This is a genomic window from Latilactobacillus parafuchuensis (genome assembly GCF_055271665.1).
The window spans coordinates 1,773,041-1,792,149 of record NZ_CM143875.1 but is presented as its reverse complement, the minus strand read 5'-3'; the positions used below and the strand labels follow the sequence as shown (position 1 = coordinate 1,792,149).

General features: G+C 40.2%; 24 protein-coding genes. 14 read left to right on the top strand and 10 right to left on the bottom strand.

Features of this window, described 5'->3' with window-relative positions; all coding sequences use genetic code 11:
* Positions 1–14: 14 nt before the first annotated feature.
* From ACVPPQ_RS08850 to ACVPPQ_RS08840, 3 genes are read right to left on the bottom strand one after another with little or no spacing between them, the layout of a single operon-like run.
* On the bottom strand, positions 15–389 hold the full coding sequence (locus ACVPPQ_RS08850) for a hypothetical protein (protein ID WP_463494067.1): 375 nt from the start codon (positions 387–389) through the stop codon (positions 15–17).
* Positions 382–1,686, bottom strand: a complete 1,305-nt coding sequence (locus ACVPPQ_RS08845) for a Y-family DNA polymerase (RefSeq protein ID WP_463494066.1) — start codon at positions 1,684–1,686, stop codon at positions 382–384. The genes ACVPPQ_RS08850 and ACVPPQ_RS08845 overlap by 8 nt, the downstream gene beginning before the upstream one ends.
* Positions 1,686–1,931 (bottom strand): hypothetical protein, encoded by a 246-nt coding sequence (locus tag ACVPPQ_RS08840; RefSeq protein ID WP_463494064.1) that lies wholly within the window; start codon positions 1,929–1,931, stop codon positions 1,686–1,688. Before ACVPPQ_RS08840 ends, ACVPPQ_RS08845 begins: the two co-directional genes overlap by 1 nt.
* Positions 1,932–2,061: 130 nt before the next feature.
* On the opposite strand from ACVPPQ_RS08840, the gene ACVPPQ_RS08835 reads away from it, so the two are divergent.
* Positions 2,062–2,247: a hypothetical protein gene (locus tag ACVPPQ_RS08835; RefSeq protein WP_025084026.1), complete on the top strand. Its 186-nt coding sequence runs from the start codon at positions 2,062–2,064 to the stop codon at positions 2,245–2,247.
* Positions 2,248–2,458: 211 nt separating this feature from the next.
* Here the strand turns inward: ACVPPQ_RS08835 and ACVPPQ_RS08830 are convergent, their stop codons facing one another.
* The 3 genes from ACVPPQ_RS08830 to ACVPPQ_RS08820 all read right to left on the bottom strand — a co-directional run bounded on the left by ACVPPQ_RS08830 (position 2,459) and on the right by ACVPPQ_RS08820 (position 6,222).
* The gene (locus ACVPPQ_RS08830) at positions 2,459–3,211 is read right to left on the bottom strand and encodes a CPBP family glutamic-type intramembrane protease (RefSeq protein ID WP_463494061.1); all 753 of its coding nucleotides are present in this window, start codon (positions 3,209–3,211) and stop codon (positions 2,459–2,461) included.
* Positions 3,212–3,363: 152 nt separating this feature from the next.
* Positions 3,364–3,951, bottom strand: coding sequence for an aggregation-promoting factor (apf, locus tag ACVPPQ_RS08825; protein ID WP_463494059.1), 588 nt, complete (start codon positions 3,949–3,951; stop codon positions 3,364–3,366).
* A 243-nt stretch (positions 3,952–4,194) separates the two neighbouring features.
* Positions 4,195–6,222: a KUP/HAK/KT family potassium transporter gene (locus ACVPPQ_RS08820; RefSeq protein WP_463494057.1), complete on the bottom strand. Its 2,028-nt coding sequence runs from the start codon at positions 6,220–6,222 to the stop codon at positions 4,195–4,197.
* Positions 6,223–6,391: 169 nt separating this feature from the next.
* Here ACVPPQ_RS08820 and ACVPPQ_RS08815 point away from each other — a divergent pair, with 169 nt between their 5' ends.
* Entirely contained in the window at positions 6,392–6,559 is a 168-nt protein-coding gene (locus ACVPPQ_RS08815; protein ID WP_233210603.1) for a hypothetical protein, read from the top strand.
* 175 nt (positions 6,560–6,734) lie between these two features.
* Complete coding sequence (locus ACVPPQ_RS08810) at positions 6,735–7,214, top strand: nucleoside 2-deoxyribosyltransferase (RefSeq protein ID WP_413476637.1); 480 nt, start codon at positions 6,735–6,737, stop codon at positions 7,212–7,214.
* A 46-nt stretch (positions 7,215–7,260) separates the two neighbouring features.
* Here ACVPPQ_RS08810 and ACVPPQ_RS08805 read toward each other — a convergent pair whose 3' ends face one another.
* Positions 7,261–8,634: a glycoside hydrolase family 1 protein gene (locus tag ACVPPQ_RS08805; protein ID WP_463494055.1), complete on the bottom strand. Its 1,374-nt coding sequence runs from the start codon at positions 8,632–8,634 to the stop codon at positions 7,261–7,263.
* A gap of 369 nt (positions 8,635–9,003) precedes the next feature.
* Positions 9,004–9,723: an MIP/aquaporin family protein gene (locus ACVPPQ_RS08800; protein WP_463494053.1), complete on the bottom strand. Its 720-nt coding sequence runs from the start codon at positions 9,721–9,723 to the stop codon at positions 9,004–9,006.
* A gap of 229 nt (positions 9,724–9,952) precedes the next feature.
* On the opposite strand from ACVPPQ_RS08800, the gene ACVPPQ_RS08795 reads away from it, so the two are divergent.
* The 9 genes from ACVPPQ_RS08795 (at position 9,953) to ACVPPQ_RS08755 (ending at position 16,382) form a co-directional block, all read left to right on the top strand.
* On the top strand, positions 9,953–10,624 hold the full coding sequence (locus tag ACVPPQ_RS08795) for a hypothetical protein (protein ID WP_463494051.1): 672 nt from the start codon (positions 9,953–9,955) through the stop codon (positions 10,622–10,624).
* A 115-nt stretch (positions 10,625–10,739) separates the two neighbouring features.
* Positions 10,740–11,432, top strand: coding sequence for a hypothetical protein (locus ACVPPQ_RS08790; protein ID WP_463494049.1), 693 nt, complete (start codon positions 10,740–10,742; stop codon positions 11,430–11,432).
* Between the two features lie 264 nt (positions 11,433–11,696).
* Positions 11,697–12,134, top strand: a complete 438-nt coding sequence (locus tag ACVPPQ_RS08785; protein ID WP_106482830.1) for a universal stress protein — start codon at positions 11,697–11,699, stop codon at positions 12,132–12,134.
* Between the two features lie 368 nt (positions 12,135–12,502).
* Positions 12,503–13,186 (top strand): TVP38/TMEM64 family protein, encoded by a 684-nt coding sequence (locus ACVPPQ_RS08780; RefSeq protein WP_463494047.1) that lies wholly within the window; start codon positions 12,503–12,505, stop codon positions 13,184–13,186.
* Between the two features lie 197 nt (positions 13,187–13,383).
* Positions 13,384–14,244, top strand: coding sequence for a toxin Cry1Ac domain D-VI-related protein (locus ACVPPQ_RS08775; RefSeq protein ID WP_463494045.1), 861 nt, complete (start codon positions 13,384–13,386; stop codon positions 14,242–14,244).
* A gap of 141 nt (positions 14,245–14,385) precedes the next feature.
* Positions 14,386–14,676, top strand: a complete 291-nt coding sequence (locus tag ACVPPQ_RS08770; RefSeq protein ID WP_463494043.1) for a DUF1905 domain-containing protein — start codon at positions 14,386–14,388, stop codon at positions 14,674–14,676.
* Between the two features lie 183 nt (positions 14,677–14,859).
* Positions 14,860–15,162, top strand: coding sequence for a hypothetical protein (locus tag ACVPPQ_RS08765; RefSeq protein WP_463494042.1), 303 nt, complete (start codon positions 14,860–14,862; stop codon positions 15,160–15,162).
* A gap of 107 nt (positions 15,163–15,269) precedes the next feature.
* On the top strand, positions 15,270–15,914 hold the full coding sequence (locus ACVPPQ_RS08760) for a C39 family peptidase (RefSeq protein ID WP_463494041.1): 645 nt from the start codon (positions 15,270–15,272) through the stop codon (positions 15,912–15,914).
* A gap of 147 nt (positions 15,915–16,061) precedes the next feature.
* A complete protein-coding gene (locus ACVPPQ_RS08755) occupies positions 16,062–16,382 on the top strand; it encodes a DMT family transporter (RefSeq protein WP_463494039.1) in 321 nt (106 codons plus the stop codon).
* Positions 16,383–16,663: 281 nt separating this feature from the next.
* Here the strand turns inward: ACVPPQ_RS08755 and ACVPPQ_RS08750 are convergent, their stop codons facing one another.
* Positions 16,664–17,173 carry a DinB family protein gene (locus ACVPPQ_RS08750; protein ID WP_106482825.1) on the bottom strand — a complete coding sequence of 170 codons (510 nt, stop codon included), beginning with the start codon at positions 17,171–17,173 and terminating at the stop codon, positions 16,664–16,666.
* Between the two features lie 225 nt (positions 17,174–17,398).
* Here ACVPPQ_RS08750 and ACVPPQ_RS08745 point away from each other — a divergent pair, with 225 nt between their 5' ends.
* The gene (locus ACVPPQ_RS08745; RefSeq protein WP_106482824.1) at positions 17,399–18,091 is read left to right on the top strand and encodes a hypothetical protein; all 693 of its coding nucleotides are present in this window, start codon (positions 17,399–17,401) and stop codon (positions 18,089–18,091) included.
* A gap of 51 nt (positions 18,092–18,142) precedes the next feature.
* Here the strand turns inward: ACVPPQ_RS08745 and ACVPPQ_RS08740 are convergent, their stop codons facing one another.
* Positions 18,143–18,580: a universal stress protein gene (locus ACVPPQ_RS08740; protein ID WP_106482823.1), complete on the bottom strand. Its 438-nt coding sequence runs from the start codon at positions 18,578–18,580 to the stop codon at positions 18,143–18,145.
* A 167-nt stretch (positions 18,581–18,747) separates the two neighbouring features.
* Here ACVPPQ_RS08740 and ACVPPQ_RS08735 point away from each other — a divergent pair, with 167 nt between their 5' ends.
* Positions 18,748–19,053: a nucleoside triphosphate pyrophosphohydrolase family protein gene (locus ACVPPQ_RS08735; protein WP_463496357.1), complete on the top strand. Its 306-nt coding sequence runs from the start codon at positions 18,748–18,750 to the stop codon at positions 19,051–19,053.
* The last annotated feature ends 56 nt before the right edge of the window (positions 19,054–19,109 follow it).

Below are 19,109 nucleotides of genomic sequence, written 5' to 3'. Positions count from 1 at the left end.
AAACACATTTTAAATTAAGCTTTTTGAATCGAATAGATGGCGTCAATTGCAACAGCTTGATCATTAATAATGATTTGACTCCCAAACCAACCGCTGATTGGCCCCACTATTTGATGTGGAATCAACCCCTCAACGGTTCGTTCAGCTTTATCAACCATAACAGGATAGCCCTTAACCACTGCCTCGTTGATTAAGGCCGCAATCTCGGCTTCTGTCATTGTTGGGCCATGTTGTTGACTACGCGCTTGCTGACTGGCAGTCGCTGTCTTGGCAACCACTGCGGTATGGTCACTTAAATAGAACCCTTGCCACTTCATCATGCCCCGATCATGGTAATCATATTTTAGAAATTGATTGACTAAATTTGAATCATAATCATCATTATTCATACGTGTTACCTCCGGCGTGTCCGCCAACCAGACCAGCGCGTTCAATCGCAGTAGCCCCTTTTGATTTACTTGATAATTTAACGACCGACTTAAAACCGTACTTTTGACGAATACCATCAACCGTCCGATCAAGTTTCTGCTTCTTAAAGTTGACGTCTTTCACATCAAATAAATCAAGCTGTGCGATATGATCATCCACTAACTCACCGCACGTAATACTGACGTGTCGAATCGTTTCATGGTGCCATTTAGCTCGAAATAATCGTAAGGCGTGTTGCGTCAATTGACCATTCGCATTGGTAGCATCAATTTTAACGGAGCGTCCAAAGCCAGTCCGTGGTGAATCGGCTTTTTCGGAAAATGAAAAACCAATCCCCAAGCTAATAACGGTCGCCGCTTGATGATGCGACCGTAATCGAGCAGCGACTTGTTCGATAATCTCACGAATCACAACTTCAATTTCAGCTTGATTCACATAATCCCGCGGCAATACTTGGCTGTTGCCGTACGACTTCTCTTTGGCGTGATACTTTTCCCGAATTAAAGCCCGATCAATCCCCCAGCTAATCGCAAATAACTGAGCGCCGATAATTCCCATTTTTTGTTTCAATAGATATGGATTAGTATGGGCTAAATCAGCCATTGACTGAATGCCGCGTTGATTGAGTTTATCAGCCGTGCGTTGTCCAATCGACCAGACATCCGCTAATTGGGTAATTGGCCACAGCTTATCAGGTACATCTTCATAATGCCATTCCGCAATCAGACTATGATTCTTTTTAGCCTCAAGATCGAGGGCTAACTTCGCTAATACGGGATTGTCGCCAATTCCGACGGTTAAATAAATACCGGTTGCCTTTTTGACCGTCAATTGAATCTGACGCGCGACTTCATGTGGTGTTGCGCCAAACAAATGCCAGCTATCCGTCATATCCAATAACGATTCATCAATCGAATAGGGATGAATATCCACTTCCGCCGTAAATTGTTGAAAAATCCGGTTAATTCTTAAATTCTCTTGGATATACAAGTTCATTCGTGGCGGCCTCACAATCAATCGCGGATCATCGATTGGCACATCGCGCGCCCGCGTCACATTACTAATGCCAAAGATTTTTTTGGCCATCGGACTGGCCGCTAAAACCAATCCGCTTCCCGTATTCTCAGCCGCTGACATCACAACCAAGATGGCCCGCAATGGATTAAGCTGCATTTCAACTGCTTCCACTGATGCATAAAAAGATTTAGAATCGATCATAAAAATCACTCGGTGCGGTTCATTCTGATAATCATACATTAGGCACTCATGGCCGTTCTAACGTAGTATTGATCAATCACGAGTTGCTTGCTTTGATTGAAGTGGCCGTAAATGGCAATCGGTGCATCAGTTTCAGCAACATACATAAAGTTCAACGCATCTTTTGCGATTAAACAATTATAATCTTGAGTTGCGGTCCGCAACGTAAACCGCACCAAATACGGATTGAAACTAATCACTTTAACGGCGCTGATAATCGTCCCTTTTAAACTAATATTTGTCATATTGACCACTCCTCTATGAATTACATTATACGAACAAACGTTCTGGTTAGTCAAGTGATATTTATTTGTTATAATAATGTTATCACGCGTCGTAAAGGAATTTGCACGCGACCAAAAAGGAGTTTTCAACATGTCATCAATGGCCCATTCAGCGTTAACGCTGCTACTATTCGTCTCATCCGTCGCAGTTCTTATTTCAACTGTCATGACCTTCATCGGTTTTTTGAAAAAGAATCAAACTTTAAAAAAAGCCGCGACGGTCGTTTTCTGGATTAGCATCGTCCTACTATTAATTGCCTACCAATTATTGAAATAACCAATCCCTATTTCCTAAAAAAATAACAAGCTGTGACAGAACTCGGTTATCAATTGAGTATCAAGTTGGAAAATCGCCTATCCCGAACTAAGGATAGACGATTTTTTGATTTGAACGAAGATTGATGAGTTCTGGCGCGCGTTGAAGAGGAATGTTCGCTTAATATCAGAATACTAAGACTTATGGCACAGTCTCTTATTTTAATTATCTATCAATGTTTAAATATCAGACCAAATATTAATGGTAAGGCAAAAACAAAACTGTCATATAGTAAATGCGTCACATACGTTAACCAAATATTTTTGGTCTTCAAATATAGGACGTCCAAAATTAATCTCAAGAAAACAATACTGGTGAAAACCATCGGCACGTTCCATTGATAACTTGGTAAATGTAAAGCCCTAAATAAAACTGAAGTGACGATTGTACTTAAAATAATACTGATTTTACGACTAACACCAAGCGCTTTTAGCCCCGCCATCATCGCTAATAACGGGATTAGACTGATTAATTCTTCCCAAAAAAGGCTTAGAATATTATCCAAGAAAACTGCCAAATAGCCGACTAAACCAGTGACCTGATCACCCGCCACATCACCGTTAGTGGTCTGGCCAATTAGATTCAGAACAATCGTGCTGCCAAGCCCAATGACCACCATCAATAGCACATATTTGATAATCGTTAGTGTATCGCGCCATTTTAGAGGTTTAAACAACGCCCCAATAGCGTGTTTGGTAAACCACCACAATAAGCCCATCGGTACGCCAACCAAAAAAATATCCATTAGTGCAGTCGCAATCCCCTTTGGCAGAAAGGATAAGGTCGCCGTACTCATAATCCAGAACTGCGCGAGTAAGACAAGCACCATGCTAAGCCACTGAACTACCGTTAACTTTTGCGGGTTGCCCGCATAATACGGAAAATCACCACTATTTTTTTCAATTTTAAAATAATCCCGTTGCACTAAGACACCCCTCCTAATCATTAACACTATTTCTGATTGATTCCATCTATCCTACCATTGATGTTTAGTGGCTGCCAACTGATAAGATGCACAAAACAAAAAACACACCAATCCGCAATCGAATTGGTGTGTCCTATTAATGTTATTTAAGCTTAATACCAGCCGTTGCTTAACCAGAAGCTCTTAGCTGCGTCCCATGAACCGTAACGGCTCGTGACGTATTGATCAGCGACTTTTTCTTGATTGGCAGCTGAATAGTCACCATTCAAGTATGACGCTGATAATTGGTAACGACCGATTAATTGACCGTTAGTGGCTGTGTATGAACCACCAGATTCCTTCTGGGCAATCCATTCTTTAGATGAGCTCGTGGTTGCGGCAGTTGCTGTTGCTTGCGTTGTGGCTTGAACTGGTGTCGCTGTTTGAGTCGTTGCGACCGGTGTTGTTGTTTGGGCCACTGGTGCGGCTTGAGTCGTAGTTGAGGCCGTTGTATCCGCATCAATCGTTAATTGTTCGCCAACGTAGATTAAGTTGATGTTTGAGATACTGTTGTTCTTAGCGATTGAATCAACTAAATCGTTGTTGCCAGCGAATTTATTTGAGATTGATGACAAAGTATCACCAGTTGTAACGGTGTAAGTTGTGGCAGCACTTACTTGACCGTTGCCTGCGAATAGGATTCCAGCAGCTGTTGCGGCCGTTAATGTTGTACTAAATAAGATTGTTTTTAAAGGTGTCATGTATGATTGATCTCCTTGAATTTAAGTTTTGTGTTTCAACGTGTGACCAATATACCATCTAAATTCCCGTTGTAAATATCAAACAAGTAACAATTGATGACAAAATGGTAACAGTTTAACGGCAAATCCCGATCAATCTGTAATGAACACCGCTTCATTGCCCGTCCTTAACCGATTCACAAAAAAAGGCAACGCTGAAATCCAAATTGGATTCCTAGCATTGCTTTTTTTAAGACACTTTAATTAGTCCTCTTCACGCTTCTTAAGGTGGTATTGCATCACTGGTCGTTGTCGTCCGAGCACTAATGGCACCCGTTCAACAAAGACTTCACTATATTCGAGACCGAACCATGAAGCCGGTGTATCAGTAAATTTCTCTAACCATAACCGCATTTGGACAATTACTTTATCGCTTGCTTTAATCTGCGTTTCTGGCGATAAATCTTCTTGGGTGATCACGAATGAGAAATCACCGACATCCCGATTTGGAATCGTCGTATAATGTTGCGGTTGGGCCGGTAATTCACCCTCTCGAATCATTTCATGGATAATCTGGCGAATAAAGACATTCACTTTTTGTTCCATCTTAAAGCCGAGATATAGCTGTACATTCACCATATAATCAGTATTCAACATATCGGTTGTATATTCAGCAGTGTAAGGTTCATCGGTGACATCCACCGTCACGAACCAGTAAACCTGCGCCCGTTTAGGCCGCTTGTCTAAAATCGAATATAAAATATTCTTTTTAATTTTATTCTTTTCTTGTTGTTTTGATAAATAAACCAGATTGGTCGTATAGAGTGGTAAACTTTCATCATTTCTTAAATCATGTAGTTGTTTCTTAAAAGCCAGTAATGACACGGTACTTGACTTAAAGGTATTGCTATCCTTGATGGCATTACTCCGATACCAAACAAACATGATGAATAGAATCACAGCGGCAATGATGACAGTCACGTAACCACCATGCATGAACTTGGCAGCACTTGAAATGAAGAAGACGATTTCAATTGCCCCGAAGAAGAACAACACGAGATAGGCCAATAGCCACCGTTTTTCGTAACGACCCAAGAAATGGAACAATAGAATCGTCGTCATTAACATGGTAATCGTAATTGCTAAACCGTACGCCGCTTCCATATGTGCTGAATTCTTGAAGTAGAAGACAACCCCTAGACAAACCGCCCATAAGATCCAGTTAACGATTGAAATGTAGATTTGACCTTTTAATTTAGCTGGATAATCAATCTTGATTCTTGGCAATAAGCGTAACTTGATTGCTTCAGAAACCAAAGTATAAGAACCCGAAATCAACGCTTGTGACGCAATAATGGCCGCTACCGTTGCTAATAGAATTGATGGAATCTTCAAACTAGCTGGCATCGCTTCAAAAAACGGGTTAAAATCAGCCGCATTTTGGAAACCAGTCACGTGTTGATGTTGAAGTAACCAAACACCTTGTCCGAAATAATTCAACACTAAACAAACCGCGATATAAGGCCAACTACCATAGATATTCATGCGACCAACGTGTCCCATGTCAGAATAGAGCGCTTCGGCCCCGGTTGTCGCTAGGAACACACTCCCCAATATTAAAATCCCGACTTTATTTTCAGGACTAAATAACAGGTGAATGGCGTAGTAAGGATTTAACGCTTTAAGCATTGTTAAATCGCCCATTAAATTAATTAACCCAATCACACCAATGAAGGTGAACCAAATGAACATGATTGGTCCAAATGATTTCCCGATTAAATCAGTCCCAAATTTTTGAATAAAAAACAGGAGTGATAAAATCGAGACCGTTAAGATAATAACCTGCTCTTGCGAAGTCACTAAAATATTGCCGTTGATTGGAAGGCCTTTTAACCCTTCAATCGCAGTGGTGACCGTCACAGCCGGCGTTAACATCCCATCGGCTAACAATGTCGCCCCACCGATAATGGCGGGAATCACTAGCCACTTAGCCTGTTTACGAATTAACGTGTACAAGGCAAAAATCCCACCTTCACCGTTATTATCGGCGCGTAGTGCAATCATGACGTATTTGACGGTCGTCATTAACATTAACGTCCAAAAAACGAGAGAGATACTCCCGACAATAAAATCTTCGCTAATGTGCGCTAAGCCCCCATTGCCTTGAACGATTGACTTCATAACATAAAGTGGTGATGTCCCAATATCCCCGTAAACAACACCCATCGTAATCAACATACCAGCAATAGAGAGTTTCTGTTGCGTTGATTTTTTCTCTGTAACTAATTTCATTTCCGGTAACTTCCTTATCCTTTGATATATCAACCATAGTAGCTTGTTCAAAGCGGAAAGTAAAGTTATATCCTAAATTATTATTTAGACCACTCAACCGCCTCTAACTTTATCTGTTAAGCCCTTTTATGCTACAATAAGATTATCGAAGTAAATGAGGGATAAACCAATGAAAGATCAAAAAAAAGTAGAGATTGCCAAGAAGCAATACAAAAAGCTGGTCAATCGACCATTATCAAAAGAACGTAAAAAAGCGGTCAGTTCAGCCTCCAGTTATCTATTCACCGTCATGCTGATTGCGTTAGTCGCACTCGTTATCTATCTAGTGTTGCACTAATATGTAAATAATTTTCAAAAACTCATTGTCGTTTTGCTATTTCGCAAACGACAATGAGTTTTTTTATAGCTCTAATAATTGAATGTTTTACTTTTACCCAGTATAATGAACAATACAGTTTGTCATCGCCCCTATTTGACGAATAATCCGAACATTACTCACAAAGGAGTTTCTAATGTCATCTAAAAAACAGGTTTATCTTGCCGGCCCTTTCTTTAGCCCCGAACAAACCAAACGGTTGGATCAAGTTGCAACGCTGCTAGCTGAAAATCCAACAATCGATTCATCCGCCATTTTTCGGCCTGGTGACCATTCATATCCCGATGCTGAATTCGGCACTTTCGAATGGCAAACCGCAACCTTCAACATTGATATTCGGCAAATCGATCAAGCAGACGTCGTGGTCGCAATGCTCGATTATCGCCACGAAGAGGGCTTAACGGAACCCGATTCAGGTACGATGTGGGAATGCGGTTACGCCGTCGCCCACCACAAACCAGTCATTCTAGTACGTTACCGGGAGGACTTACCGATTAACCTGATGTTAACCGGCAGTGCGACTGCCATTTTTAATGGTGCAAATGACATCGCCAACCTCGCTTCTTATGATTTCTTCACGTTACAAAATAAATACGTCCAGACTGACGTTTATTAGCCCCAATACAAAAAGCCACCCGCTAAGGTGGCTTTTTGTATTGGGGCTAGAAGCCGTTATTTTGGCTTAATTGACGGAACCATTCGCCGCTTTTCTTCATAGTTCGTTTGGCGTTATCATCTAAATCAACTCGATAAAAACCGTAACGGTTCTGATAACCATTTAACCAAGACCAACAATCATTAAAGGTCCAAGTGTGGTAACCGAAACAGCTACTACCGTCTTGAATTGCTCGATGTAATTGTTCTAAATGTTCAGTCATAAATTCGATTCGATAATCATCTTGAATCTGACCATGATCGTCCATGAAACGTTCTTCATCGGCAACGCCCATCCCATTTTCAGAAACGTACCATGGAATATTGCGGTATTGGTCTTTCATCATCATTGCGACATCGTATAACGCTTCAGGATAGATTTCCCAACCCCGGTATGGATTAATTTTTCGTTCTGGCCAAATGTATGGCAAATATAAATCATCAGTGGTCACTGCTGGTACTTGAGAATTTTCAGGTGCTTGCACGCGTAGTGGTTGGTAATAATTGACCCCAACAAAATCAATGCAATTAGCCGCAATTAACTGTTGATCAGCCGCTTCGGTAACGGGTAACAAGTCATTTTCCGCTAGTAGTTCAACCAAAGCATCCGGAATCTTGCCTAGGACTGTCGGGTCTAAGAAACTCTTTGCTAAAAGTAAATCAGCCTTTTCTTTAGCCACTTGATCGGCTGGCGCGTCACTTTTAGCATAAGCTGGTGTGATATTTAAGATAATCCCAATTTGACCATCAGGCTTCACTTTTTTAAATTCTGCGACCGCTGCTGTATGGGCCATCAAAGTGTGATAACCGACTTGGACCGCCTTTTTAAAATCAACGATATCTGGATAATGATACCCCGTTAAATAACCACATTCAATATGCACGATTGGTTCATTAAAGGTCGTCCAACGATCAACGAGATCGCCAAATAATTCAAAAGCCGTCTTGGCATAAAAAGCAAACGCGTCAACTGATTCGCGGGTTTCCCAACCACCCTTTTCCATTAACCACCAAGGCATATCAAAATGAAAGAGATTAATGATTGGTGTAATGCCAGCCGCCTTTAACTGACTGAAATAATCGCGATAATAATCGACTGCAACCTGGTTAACGTGCTTGCCATCTGGGATTAAACGCGTCCACGCAATTGACGTTCTAAACGAGTTCATCCCAATTTTAGTCATATTCGCAACATCTTCCGAATATAGGCGGTAAGTATCACACGCCGAATCTGGGCCCTGATCTTTTTTAAATTTTTCAGGTGCCATTTGATACCATTGGTCCCAAGTTGATGTTGACTTACCATAGCTTAACGCATAACCTTCAGATTGGGGTGCTGACGTTGCCGCCCCCCACATAAAATTCGCTGGAAACTTAATCATTATCTTCTTCCTCTCAATTGTCATCGTAAACGTTTTCAACTTATTTATTGTACCATGCTTCTTTCACGGATTCGATAACCTTTTAATTGGGTACGATTAAAAGGTGTTTCAAGCAATAAATTGATAAACTGAATAACAAATGTTATAAAATACTTTTTTTTAAATTTTTTTTCGTTAATAATGACTAAATAGCCTTTTATTCTGATTTATTTTATGATATCTTTTTAAAGGAATGATTAATACTCCCCCAAGTTAAGATCATTTCGATACTCGAAAGTGACCGAAATTCTTTTCCAATTTAAAGAATTTTGGTCACTTTTTTTGTACAAAAAAAGACGTCGATTAAAGACGTCTTTCTGAATTGGTTGTTTAAGCAAAAATCATTTGGTAAATACCAGCACCACAGATTGCCCCAAGAATTGGTGCAACGACTGGTACCCAAGCATATGACCATTGTGAATCGCCCTTATTTTTAAGTGGCGTCAACATATGGATAATCCGTGGGCCTAGATCACGCGCTGGATTCAAGGCAGGACCAGTTGGGCCACCTAATGAAGCCACTAACGTCATAACCAATAGACCAACGACGATATGACCGGCTGCCCCAAACTTGCCAGCACCGATTGCTAATGCACCGAAGACCAAAATTAATGTTCCAATAAATTCATTGATAAAACCATTCATACGGCTATGCGCAGCATCGATTGTGACAAATGATCCCAAGATACCTTCTTGGTTGGTTGTTCGATCGTAATAAGGTTTGTAGGCTGCGATTAAGATCAATTGACCCACCATAGCGCCTAAGAATTGAACAATAATGTATGGTAAAACATCACCCCATGGGAATAAGCCCATTACTGCAAAACTTAAAGTCACTGCTGGGTTAATATGGTTACCTGAAATGCCGCCGAACATAATTGCTGGAATCATGACACCACAACCATATCCAAAAGCAATTAAGAACCAATCACTACTAAACCCTTTTGTTCCTTTCAATTCGACGTTGGCGACTGCCCCGTTACCGAAAATGATCATAATAGCTGTACCAATAAATTCAGCAGCCAAACGTGTTGTCAAAGAAGCATCCACTTGTATTTCCTCCTAATATTATGATAAGTGTATTTTATCATGATACGTGATAAATTTTAGAAAAACAATTAAATTTACAAGTTTCATCTATTATATGATAATGTTAGCGTTTTATTCCATCGAATCCTAATCAAATTCTAAAATTTAGCTTGCTAATCTTAGTCAACATGGGATAATATTCTTGATTGATTACCTAAACTATCTATCTCAATTTCTCGGAGGTCGCTACATGAACTTAGCACTGACCATTATTTTTTATATCGGCTTAACCGTTACCGCTATCGGATTATTGCTACTCATTATTTTAGCGTGTTTCAAAAAGAAACTAAAAGGGACCTTAATTGTCATTCTGATTGGCCTATTATTAGCGGCTGCACCAGTTGGCGGCCATTTCTATTTAACTCAAAAAGCACAACAAACGGCGGATCGACGCATTGCTAAAAAAGAACAACGTTTTAATCATCATGAACAACAACTCATTAAACATCTCAAGAAATCAACTGTCGCAACCGAATACGTCGCTAAAAAATATAGCACTGTTTGGCAAACCTTAATCTCGGACGGTTCAGTCGTCATCGGTGACGGTTCCTACGGTGATTACGAAGCCGCACTTGCAGCTGAAGGTCAGATTCTCCTATCTAAAGGCAAACTCGATATCACTGATGATCAATATATCAACGCCCAAAGTGATTATCAAAAAATGAAACAAAACGTCACTACTAAAAACAAAACGGAATTAACCCTCGCTAAAAAAGCCCTTGAAAAAACGAATCACTTTACAACCGTCGTGACCCGACCAACAGGTACCTATCAAAACTATACGGATCGGATTTTCAAAGCCAATCAACGCCATATTAAAGCGATTGAAAAGCTTAAATATACCTATACTAAAACCAAATAATCCTGATTATCGGTATGAATCAAATCATAAATGCGGTACAATCAAATGAGAAGCTTAAGGGCTTTTTATTTTTAATTAAATAGTTAACCCTATTATCGATTGAGGAGTGAGTAACGTGCGTCGTCTATCAACCATTTTAATGTGTTTTGCAACATTTTTATTGTTAACGGCTTGTGGGAAGTCGGTATCCGCCAAATTACAACCTAATAATGGTGGCTTTAACGCTGTCGTCACTGGTAAGTCCAAAGCTAAAAAAGTCTATTGGCAAGTTGACGATACCATCCACAGCGTCAAAACGACCAATGAGACCTTCACCATTAAAGTGCCCTATCAAGTGAAAGCCAATCGAGTGACCTTATCAGATCAAGCTGATTTAACGAACCCAACTTATCTTGACGGTCCGAAAACCACGAGTCTAATTTCGTGGTTCAACTTCATTGCCCAATATAATCCACTCGCACAAAAACAAGGGATCGGCGTCTTTGATACCACGCCCGTCATCGGTATCCGTACAGACCAAGTTGATGAACAAACTGCGATTGCGATGAATGTTAGTGACAGTCAGATTCTCGGTATTTCAATTAAAGCACTAGATGCGACTAAGAATCCCCTCTTTAAGAAATACCTAACTACTTTTACCACTAGCCTTGGCACTAACACTGACACCATCGACAAACTCGTTACTCAAGCGATTAAAAATCCTAATCAACTTAAAAAGACAACTAATCATGGCGTGCTGTACACCGCTATTACGATGACTGGTCAAAAACAATCAATCACACAAGTATCAATGAGCCACGCCCAATAAAAAAAGAGCGTCCATTAAGTTTACCGACTTAGTGGGCGCTCTTTCTATATATATATCAGTGTTAAAAATTTCGGGAGAAATTATTCACTAAAATTAGTATACTCACTTATGATTAGATAGTAAATGATAGGCATGATGCAAATTGATGTTGTGTGATTCTTAAAGCCCATCAACCATCTGCGATAACAACTATCCACCATGCGTCACAACAGCATTTTCCGCCCCAGCGTGGTATATTTAAATTAGAAAAAGGAGGTTTTTATTATGTTAGAATATCACAATATTTTAGTTGGATTAGACGGTTCAGAACTCGCTGACCACGCTTTTGATCAAGCCATCGCAATCGCCAAACGAAATCAAGCCAAACTTTTTATTGCTCAGATCATTCCCGACGATTTATACGTCAACGACAGTATGACCTTCCCCGCAGCGTCCATTGATGCTGAAAAGAAATCCGTCAAACAATATCTCGAACAAAAAGTGGCCTTCGCAAAAGAACAAGGGGTTGCTGAAGTTCAACTGATTCTCAGAACAGGCTCAGCAAGACGCGAATTAGCCCTCACAATCCCAGCTGAATTCAATATTGATTTAACCATACTTGGGATTAGCGGTAAAGGTGCGATTGAACGCTTATTAATGGGTTCAGTGGCCCAATTCGTGAGCATCCACTCCGTCAGCAACGTCCTCTTGATTAAATCCTAATCACTTAAGAAATCTTAAAATTAAGTTGATTAAGCGCTATTTAGCCCCCGTCAACGGTACAATTGGTTTAAATTTATTAGTTTGGAAGTGTCTAGCATGTCGTTTGACGTCACTAAATTATCTGATCAAAATTTAAAACGTTGGTTTCAGACTAATCGCGAGCCGATTTTAGTCACCCTACGGCATCCAACATCATGGCCCACTAAACTGAATCAGTTATTAATTCACTTTTTTGAATGATTAACTTCAATCGAATACCCGCTAGCCTTTCTTCATTGAGGCTAGCGGGTATTCGATTTTCGAGCTAACTTTGCTGCCAATTCAATGCTATAATAACCTAATCTTTAGCATTTCGAAGGGGTTTAATGATGACGCAACATACTAAACAATTACTAATCATTGTGGGCTGCCTGCTGATGGTCGGTTTAGGGTACCTACTCTACTTGGACTTTCAACCAGATTTAAGCCAACTATTGAATCACCCGACTAATCAACGACAACTTTTAGTGACCGCCATTCGATCACACGGTTTAAAAGACGCTTATTTACTGATTCTATTAATCATTCTGCTGTCAGCAATTCCGGGTCTTCCAGTATCGCTCATCTGCATCCCAGTTGGTATTTGTTACGGCCCCTACTTAGGTACCTTGATTAACACGCTTGGGATTGTCTTTGGTAACTTATTAGTCATCGGCATCCTCAAAAAAAATGAACAGCACCATCCGACTAAATCAAATCGCGTTCTAACCGATATTCGGCGTATGCATCACCCACTATTAGGCATTATCCTTGGTTACATGGTTCCCATCATTCCCGCCTTTTTAGTCAATCTGACCGTCGTTCGGTTAAACGTGACCTTAACCGCTTTGATGATTGCGGTCTGCATTGGGACCCTGCCAACTGCCTTGCTCTATTCATTAGGTGGCGATGCCCTTTTAAAAGGTAATTATCATCAAATTCTCGTAATTGTTTTAATCCTGCTAGCCCTGTTACTACTCATTAAATTGATCAAAAAAGAGCGCCATATTTTTGATTATCTTCAATATAAGTAACCAATAATCTAATAATGCTTTATAACGATTGCCGATAGCGCTTTCGCTTTGTTAAAATAAAGAATCGCCAATAATTTTGGCGATTTTTTATTTTTCTTCGATGGCTCGCTTCATTGTTAGTTAGGTTCGATTCCTAATAAGAAATTTTATCATGACTGTGGGGAAATGATAAAAATTATTTTGGAGGTTTTTGGGGAATGCATATTTTCTTTATCTTATTATTATTAGCAACACTCGGTGGTGTCGGTTACTTAAGTTATCAATACTACGCACAACGAACGACACGCCATCAAGTCCCAAACAATACCAAGAAACATTTTGGTATCAGCTTACTGGTCTTATTAATCAGCATTATTGGTTTAAATCTAACCAACAATCCGTCACCATCAAAAGCGAGTCACGATACCAAACAAACTAGCGAATCGATTGCACCAAAACCAGTTAAATCACAATATCAAAAATTAAAAAAAGCCGTCAATAATTTATTTCTAGACACTGATCACACTGAACTAGCTGCAGATGTTGATCAATCTCAAATTAATTCCGTTAAGCAGGCTGTCAAAAAACTGGACAATCAGAAACAACAAGCTGGTTTATTAAAATCAATCACCACTGCCGATCATCTCTATCAATTGATATTACAGAAATCAACATCTGAATCCCAAGCGCAGTCGGCCTCAGAATCGGTCACCCAAGCGACCAGTGAATCAGTTGCAAAAGCTGAGTCTGAATCTCAAGTACAAGCAAGTATCAAAGCTGAATCGGAATCAGTCGTTAGCCGTCAAGCAGCTGAACAAGCTCAAGCTGCTAAAGTGGCCTCCGAATCTGCAGTTAAAGCCCAAGCAGCTGCTGCTAGTCAACAACAAGCCAGCACTCAAGCTGCCCAATCAACAGCGGGTGTGTATACCGGTACTAGCGGTTCAATCATTGGTAATACCAATTCACATATTTATCACGTACCAGGTCAAGCTGGTTATCATATGAATTCTGCTAATGCGACTTACTTCAACACCGAACAAGAAGCAATCAACGCCGGTTACCGGAAGTCATTGCGTTAATTCGCGATAGCGCCCCACTGCCCTGATGGTCATTTTGGTGGTTCGATTCCGCCAAGGGTACTCATTATCTATCCGTACTGTCTTGTAATCATTAAAGCCCAGTAGTACTATTTCGGTATCAAGTACTTTTGGAGGATTCCCATGAACCAACACACCTATACGTTTACGAGTACGATTGTCTCAGCAACGATTGGCAAAGGCGGTGCCTACGTCGTCTTTCCTTACGATGTTCGCACAGAATTCCAACAAGGTCGCGTTAAAGTCCACGCCATCTTTGACGAAACGATTGCCTATGATGGCAGTATCGTTAATATGGGATTAACCAATCCTGATGGTTCAATTTGTTATATTCTGGGGGTCCGCAAGGATATTCGAACCCAACTCAATAAAACAATTGGCGATTCGGTGACGGTTCAAGTTAAACAACGCTGATAATGAAATAATCTATAACGAGGCTTTATCCGGGCACGTTTTTTTAGTGATTACACGTATATTATATTAGCGGTTACTTTAGCATTTCACTGATAAAAGCCAGATAAGCACCATCTTTCAGCGCCTAATTATGCTATACTTAATTGATTAATTTTGCAGCTATTCCTAAAGGAGGACAATGCAATGACTAAACAAGAATTATTAGACTATCTCGAACAAAACTCAGGGGCCCTCACCTCTTTTAGAGCAAAAAGTTTAGATTATCAAAATATGAAAAATCAAAAACGCCAACCCGCGAAACGGTGGAACGAAACTAAGGTCGACCGGGCCGTTGATAAAATGGTTAAGGAATTTATTGAAAGTATTCATCAAAAAATGACCTTCAATGTTAAAGGTGATTCCTACGATGCGTGGTTACAATTTATGGAACAAAATGAAGTCCTCGAAGGCTTGGAAGAATCTGTCAATGAAATGGAGTTTGTCTAGACTTTAAAAAGGACAAAATAGAGTTGAACACGGTAAACTTAAGTAACTACCAGTAATCCTATTCTAGTCCTTATTTTAATTATCTAGATGATTGGAGTCTCGCGACTATGCAAAAAACGCTTAAACGCTTCGCTTTTTTACCACTCTTTATTTTGGGTATCAGCCTTCTATTAGTCGCTATACCGGCAGAACCTAGTCAAGCCGCTTTTAATTTTAACTGGTTTACCCATAAAACCTATAAACCGGCTAAGAAAAAAGCCCCGAAACGTAAAATGCTTGATATCACGCCAATTTCTCAATTTCCAGAACTACCAACTGGTTGTGAAATTACCGCCGTTGCCATGTTGATGGATTATAAGGGCGTCGATTTATCAAAAACGGATATCGCCAATGAGATTCCCTACTCGCCTAATGGTGATATGGAAACCGGCTTTTGGGGCAATCCTTACGATGATTCGGGGTACACCATGTATCCGCCGGCTTGGGCCGATTTATTTAATCAATACCTCGGGAGCTTCACTGATTTATCAGGTGCATCCCTCAATAAACTACGGGCGACACTCAAGAATAATAAACCGATTGTGGCTTGGATTAATTACCATGGTCAACCGGCGCATTCTGTTTTATTAATTGGTTATAATCAAGAGAAGCTGACGTTTAATGATCCTTATACTGGTAAACGCAAAACGATGACCGCTAAAAAATTCTGGAAAATTGCCAGTTATCAAAATCACCGGGCGATGACCTATTAAATCAAACTTGACCCCCGTATCAAAAATTGCTAAAATAGCCTTAATCGAATAAATAACCGTCACCGGGCGGTCAGGTATTGCCAAATCTCATTAGGTCATTGAAGAGATTTAGCGATACCTTTTTTTATTTTTAAGGAGGTAATTTCGATGACATGGCTTTATTTATTAATGGCGGGTTTACTAGAGGTCGTTTGGTCTTCAACGATGAAACTCAGCCAAGGTTTCACCCGTTTAAGCTACAGTCTTGAAACGATTGTCGCAATGATTTTCAGCTTCGTCTTTCTGTCACTCGCATTACGCCACTTGCCACTCAGTATCGCCTATCCACTCTGGACCGGCATCGGTGCGGTTGGAGCGATTTTAGTCGGCGTCATCTTTTTTAAAGATCAATTATCCCCGATGACCTGGTTCTTTGTGGCCCTATTGATTATCGGAATCATTGGGATTAAAATGACCAGCTCCCACTGAGCGCTGACTCAGCCGATTAGCTTCTGAGTATAGCCTAGAATTGTGAGTTATGACTGGGTTTAGTCATAATTTGCGATTCGTAGCTAGACGGAAGAAGTTGGCTGAGAAGCACGTTATCGATTGCCTATCAAATCAAAAAAGCTGATTATCCCGAACTATCAGGATAACCAGCTTTTTTGATTTGAACGGAGATTGATGAGTTCTGCCGCGCGTCAATGCAGGATGTTCGTTTTAATATCAGGATACTATGACTGATATCGCACCCGCTTTTTTAGAATGTTTTAACGTCCAATCACTAATCGCCGCGTATAAACGGCTTGCCCTGAATGCATCACCGCATCATCAATAATTGATACTAACCGCGCTTGACGGGTCACAGCCGGTGTCCAGCTTTCATCGATCACATCGGCTAAAGTCGTTTCATCAACCGTCTCTAAATAATCATTGGTCAATTGGATGGCCGCCGCTAAATAGTCAATCAACAATTGTTTATCGCCAACCACGACTTTCGCCGCTTCTTCAGGTGTGTGACACCAATCCTGCGTATCATCTGGCAAAGTGAGCCCGAAACGTTGATTCCAACCCGCACTTTGCCACAGCGGTGCAACGTGTTTTAAATCTGCGATTTGATAATCCAGTTCTCGCGCGGTATGCCAAGTTAACCACGTCACTGATTTAATCAATGGTTGTGGCATCGTATTCGCCGAATCCACCGTCATTTGCGTTAATGTGTCTAATAACCGTTCTTCAGCCCGCGCTAGTGTTTCGATTGATAGTTGTGTCGTTTTCATTTTTGATTTCCCCTATTCTTAAGTCATTAATAATTTTTATAAATTAATCAATCCCATTAAATAAACAAATTTATGAAAATCGTCTTAATTTCGTTTACTTTTGTCTGCAATCATAATAAAATTAAATGCATGTCTATTTTCTATCACAATAACTAATTAATAGCATACTGTCCAATAAAATGACTGACATTAAAAGCTGTTTATTATACTTTGGAGGATTTATTGATGGCATTATTGCTTGGAACAATTATTATCATTTCAGTTATTTTGATTATCACGGCACTCGGTTTCTTAACAACTTTTATGGCCGGCAAACTCACCGAAACGCGAGGTGCTCGTACCACTGGTAAAATAGGATTAATGGTGACACTCCCCTTGTTTCTCATTACCTTGATAGGTGCTATTAACGTAAATGCTCAAATTAACAATGCCGCCAAACAACATGCGCATACGGAGAAAGTTAAGCAACAAAAACAAAAGGCACTTGCAAAGGATATGAATCTTAAATTTATCGATGCCCAATACGACCTTATCACTAAATTATACCTTTCAGCTTCTACCGCTGAAACTTTAGCAGGAACGGAACAAAAAGCTTGGCGGGCAGCTATTTTTGACAGTAATGAATCATTCAATATTGAGACGGCTATCACAAAAATTGAATCAGATAACAAAGCAACTATCGATACACTGACCTCTAATCTTGAAGTTTTAGAGGAATCAATTGCGATAATGTCTAAAAATGATACTGGCAAATATGATTATGCGGCTTACGAAAAAGCCTATAATTCGACTAGAAAATTTATTAATTTTACAACTTCTATCAGTGGTAGTTACAGTTCTTTTGGAACGACGTACTCAGAATTAGATCGAGAAGTCGCAGATGCAATCGATGCATTACCTAATTTAAGCGATAACTAACACCATCGAAAAGGCCAATCAGGCATAAATGATTGGCCTTTTTACTTGCGCTTACCGAACCAGTAACATATTCGCTTCTGCATGGACACTGGTATACATCGCGATTGACCCTAGAAACGCGCGTTCAATTGCGCCACGACCAGTTGCCCCTAGAATAATTAAATCAGTCTCCAATTCTTGTGGTAACGTCACCGCCAACGCCTTTTTTGGTGAACCGAAACGCACAATCGTCTGGACGTCGGCCAACCCCTGGGTCTTAGCGTATGCAGCATCGCTTGCGAGCAGTTTTTCAGCGGCCGCTTTTTGACGTGGTTTTAGTGAATCTTCACCACCGTAATTAGAACCCATTAAATATTCTTTAGGAATAATCATCGCAATTGATAGCTCAGCCCGATTTCTTTTGGTGAGTTCAACCGCTTCTTTGATTGCCCTGTGTGCATTTTCAGAGCCATCATCCCCAACTAGAATTCGTTTATATTCGTTTGTCATGATAGCGCCTCCTTATACGATCATCATACGCTCTTCTGTCAAAAAGGGGGCCGATTATCACTTATAAAAATCACCTTATTTCGCACGACCATAGTTTCTGCCAGTCATTTAAATAAGCCTATGCTAAACTAATCATATTACTTTAGAAGGAGTTGTTTATTTTGGATATGACTGAATTAGAAACACGCTCAAAACAGATCAGAACCGCCTATCATCAACTGGAGATGCAACAAGATGGTCGGCCTTGGACCACTGAACAAGATGCACTCGCTTTTATGAGCGATGCCGGGATTGTTAGTCGCTTGACCATGGATCAGGTTGGTTCTTGGCCCCAATCCCAATCAGAATTTACCTTGGATTATAAAATTGCTGAATCAATCTGGTGGCTCCTCTCAATCGCGGATTCGACCAACATTGATATCGAAAAAGCTTTAGAAAATTTCTTGGTATCTCGGGAGAAACATTTGAATTAATTGGCATTTAAACGACAAATAATTCTAATATTGATGTCTTTATTGAACATTAGTAT

What these genes read in the sequence shown, in the direction of transcription:
- ACVPPQ_RS08850 (WP_463494067.1), bottom strand. Translation starts at nt 389, where the DNA reads ATGAATAATGATGATTATGATTCAAATTTAGTCAATCAATTTCTAAAA.
- ACVPPQ_RS08845 (WP_463494066.1), bottom strand. Translation starts at nt 1,686, where the DNA reads ATGTATGATTATCAGAATGAACCGCACCGAGTGATTTTTATGATCGAT.
- ACVPPQ_RS08840 (WP_463494064.1), bottom strand. Translation starts at nt 1,931, where the DNA reads ATGACAAATATTAGTTTAAAAGGGACGATTATCAGCGCCGTTAAAGTG.
- ACVPPQ_RS08835 (WP_025084026.1), top strand. Translation starts at nt 2,062, where the DNA reads ATGTCATCAATGGCCCATTCAGCGTTAACGCTGCTACTATTCGTCTCA.
- apf (WP_463494059.1), bottom strand. Translation starts at nt 3,951, where the DNA reads ATGACACCTTTAAAAACAATCTTATTTAGTACAACATTAACGGCCGCA.
- ACVPPQ_RS08820 (WP_463494057.1), bottom strand. Translation starts at nt 6,222, where the DNA reads ATGAAATTAGTTACAGAGAAAAAATCAACGCAACAGAAACTCTCTATT.
- ACVPPQ_RS08815 (WP_233210603.1), top strand. Translation starts at nt 6,392, where the DNA reads ATGAAAGATCAAAAAAAAGTAGAGATTGCCAAGAAGCAATACAAAAAG.
- ACVPPQ_RS08810 (WP_413476637.1), top strand. Translation starts at nt 6,735, where the DNA reads ATGTCATCTAAAAAACAGGTTTATCTTGCCGGCCCTTTCTTTAGCCCC.
- ACVPPQ_RS08805 (WP_463494055.1), bottom strand. Translation starts at nt 8,634, where the DNA reads ATGATTAAGTTTCCAGCGAATTTTATGTGGGGGGCGGCAACGTCAGCA.
- ACVPPQ_RS08795 (WP_463494051.1), top strand. Translation starts at nt 9,953, where the DNA reads ATGAACTTAGCACTGACCATTATTTTTTATATCGGCTTAACCGTTACC.
- ACVPPQ_RS08785 (WP_106482830.1), top strand. Translation starts at nt 11,697, where the DNA reads ATGTTAGAATATCACAATATTTTAGTTGGATTAGACGGTTCAGAACTC.
- ACVPPQ_RS08780 (WP_463494047.1), top strand. Translation starts at nt 12,503, where the DNA reads ATGACGCAACATACTAAACAATTACTAATCATTGTGGGCTGCCTGCTG.
- ACVPPQ_RS08775 (WP_463494045.1), top strand. Translation starts at nt 13,384, where the DNA reads ATGCATATTTTCTTTATCTTATTATTATTAGCAACACTCGGTGGTGTC.
- ACVPPQ_RS08770 (WP_463494043.1), top strand. Translation starts at nt 14,386, where the DNA reads ATGAACCAACACACCTATACGTTTACGAGTACGATTGTCTCAGCAACG.
- ACVPPQ_RS08765 (WP_463494042.1), top strand. Translation starts at nt 14,860, where the DNA reads ATGACTAAACAAGAATTATTAGACTATCTCGAACAAAACTCAGGGGCC.
- ACVPPQ_RS08760 (WP_463494041.1), top strand. Translation starts at nt 15,270, where the DNA reads ATGCAAAAAACGCTTAAACGCTTCGCTTTTTTACCACTCTTTATTTTG.
- ACVPPQ_RS08755 (WP_463494039.1), top strand. Translation starts at nt 16,062, where the DNA reads ATGACATGGCTTTATTTATTAATGGCGGGTTTACTAGAGGTCGTTTGG.
- ACVPPQ_RS08750 (WP_106482825.1), bottom strand. Translation starts at nt 17,173, where the DNA reads ATGAAAACGACACAACTATCAATCGAAACACTAGCGCGGGCTGAAGAA.
- ACVPPQ_RS08745 (WP_106482824.1), top strand. Translation starts at nt 17,399, where the DNA reads ATGGCATTATTGCTTGGAACAATTATTATCATTTCAGTTATTTTGATT.
- ACVPPQ_RS08740 (WP_106482823.1), bottom strand. Translation starts at nt 18,580, where the DNA reads ATGACAAACGAATATAAACGAATTCTAGTTGGGGATGATGGCTCTGAA.
- ACVPPQ_RS08735 (WP_463496357.1), top strand. Translation starts at nt 18,748, where the DNA reads ATGACTGAATTAGAAACACGCTCAAAACAGATCAGAACCGCCTATCAT.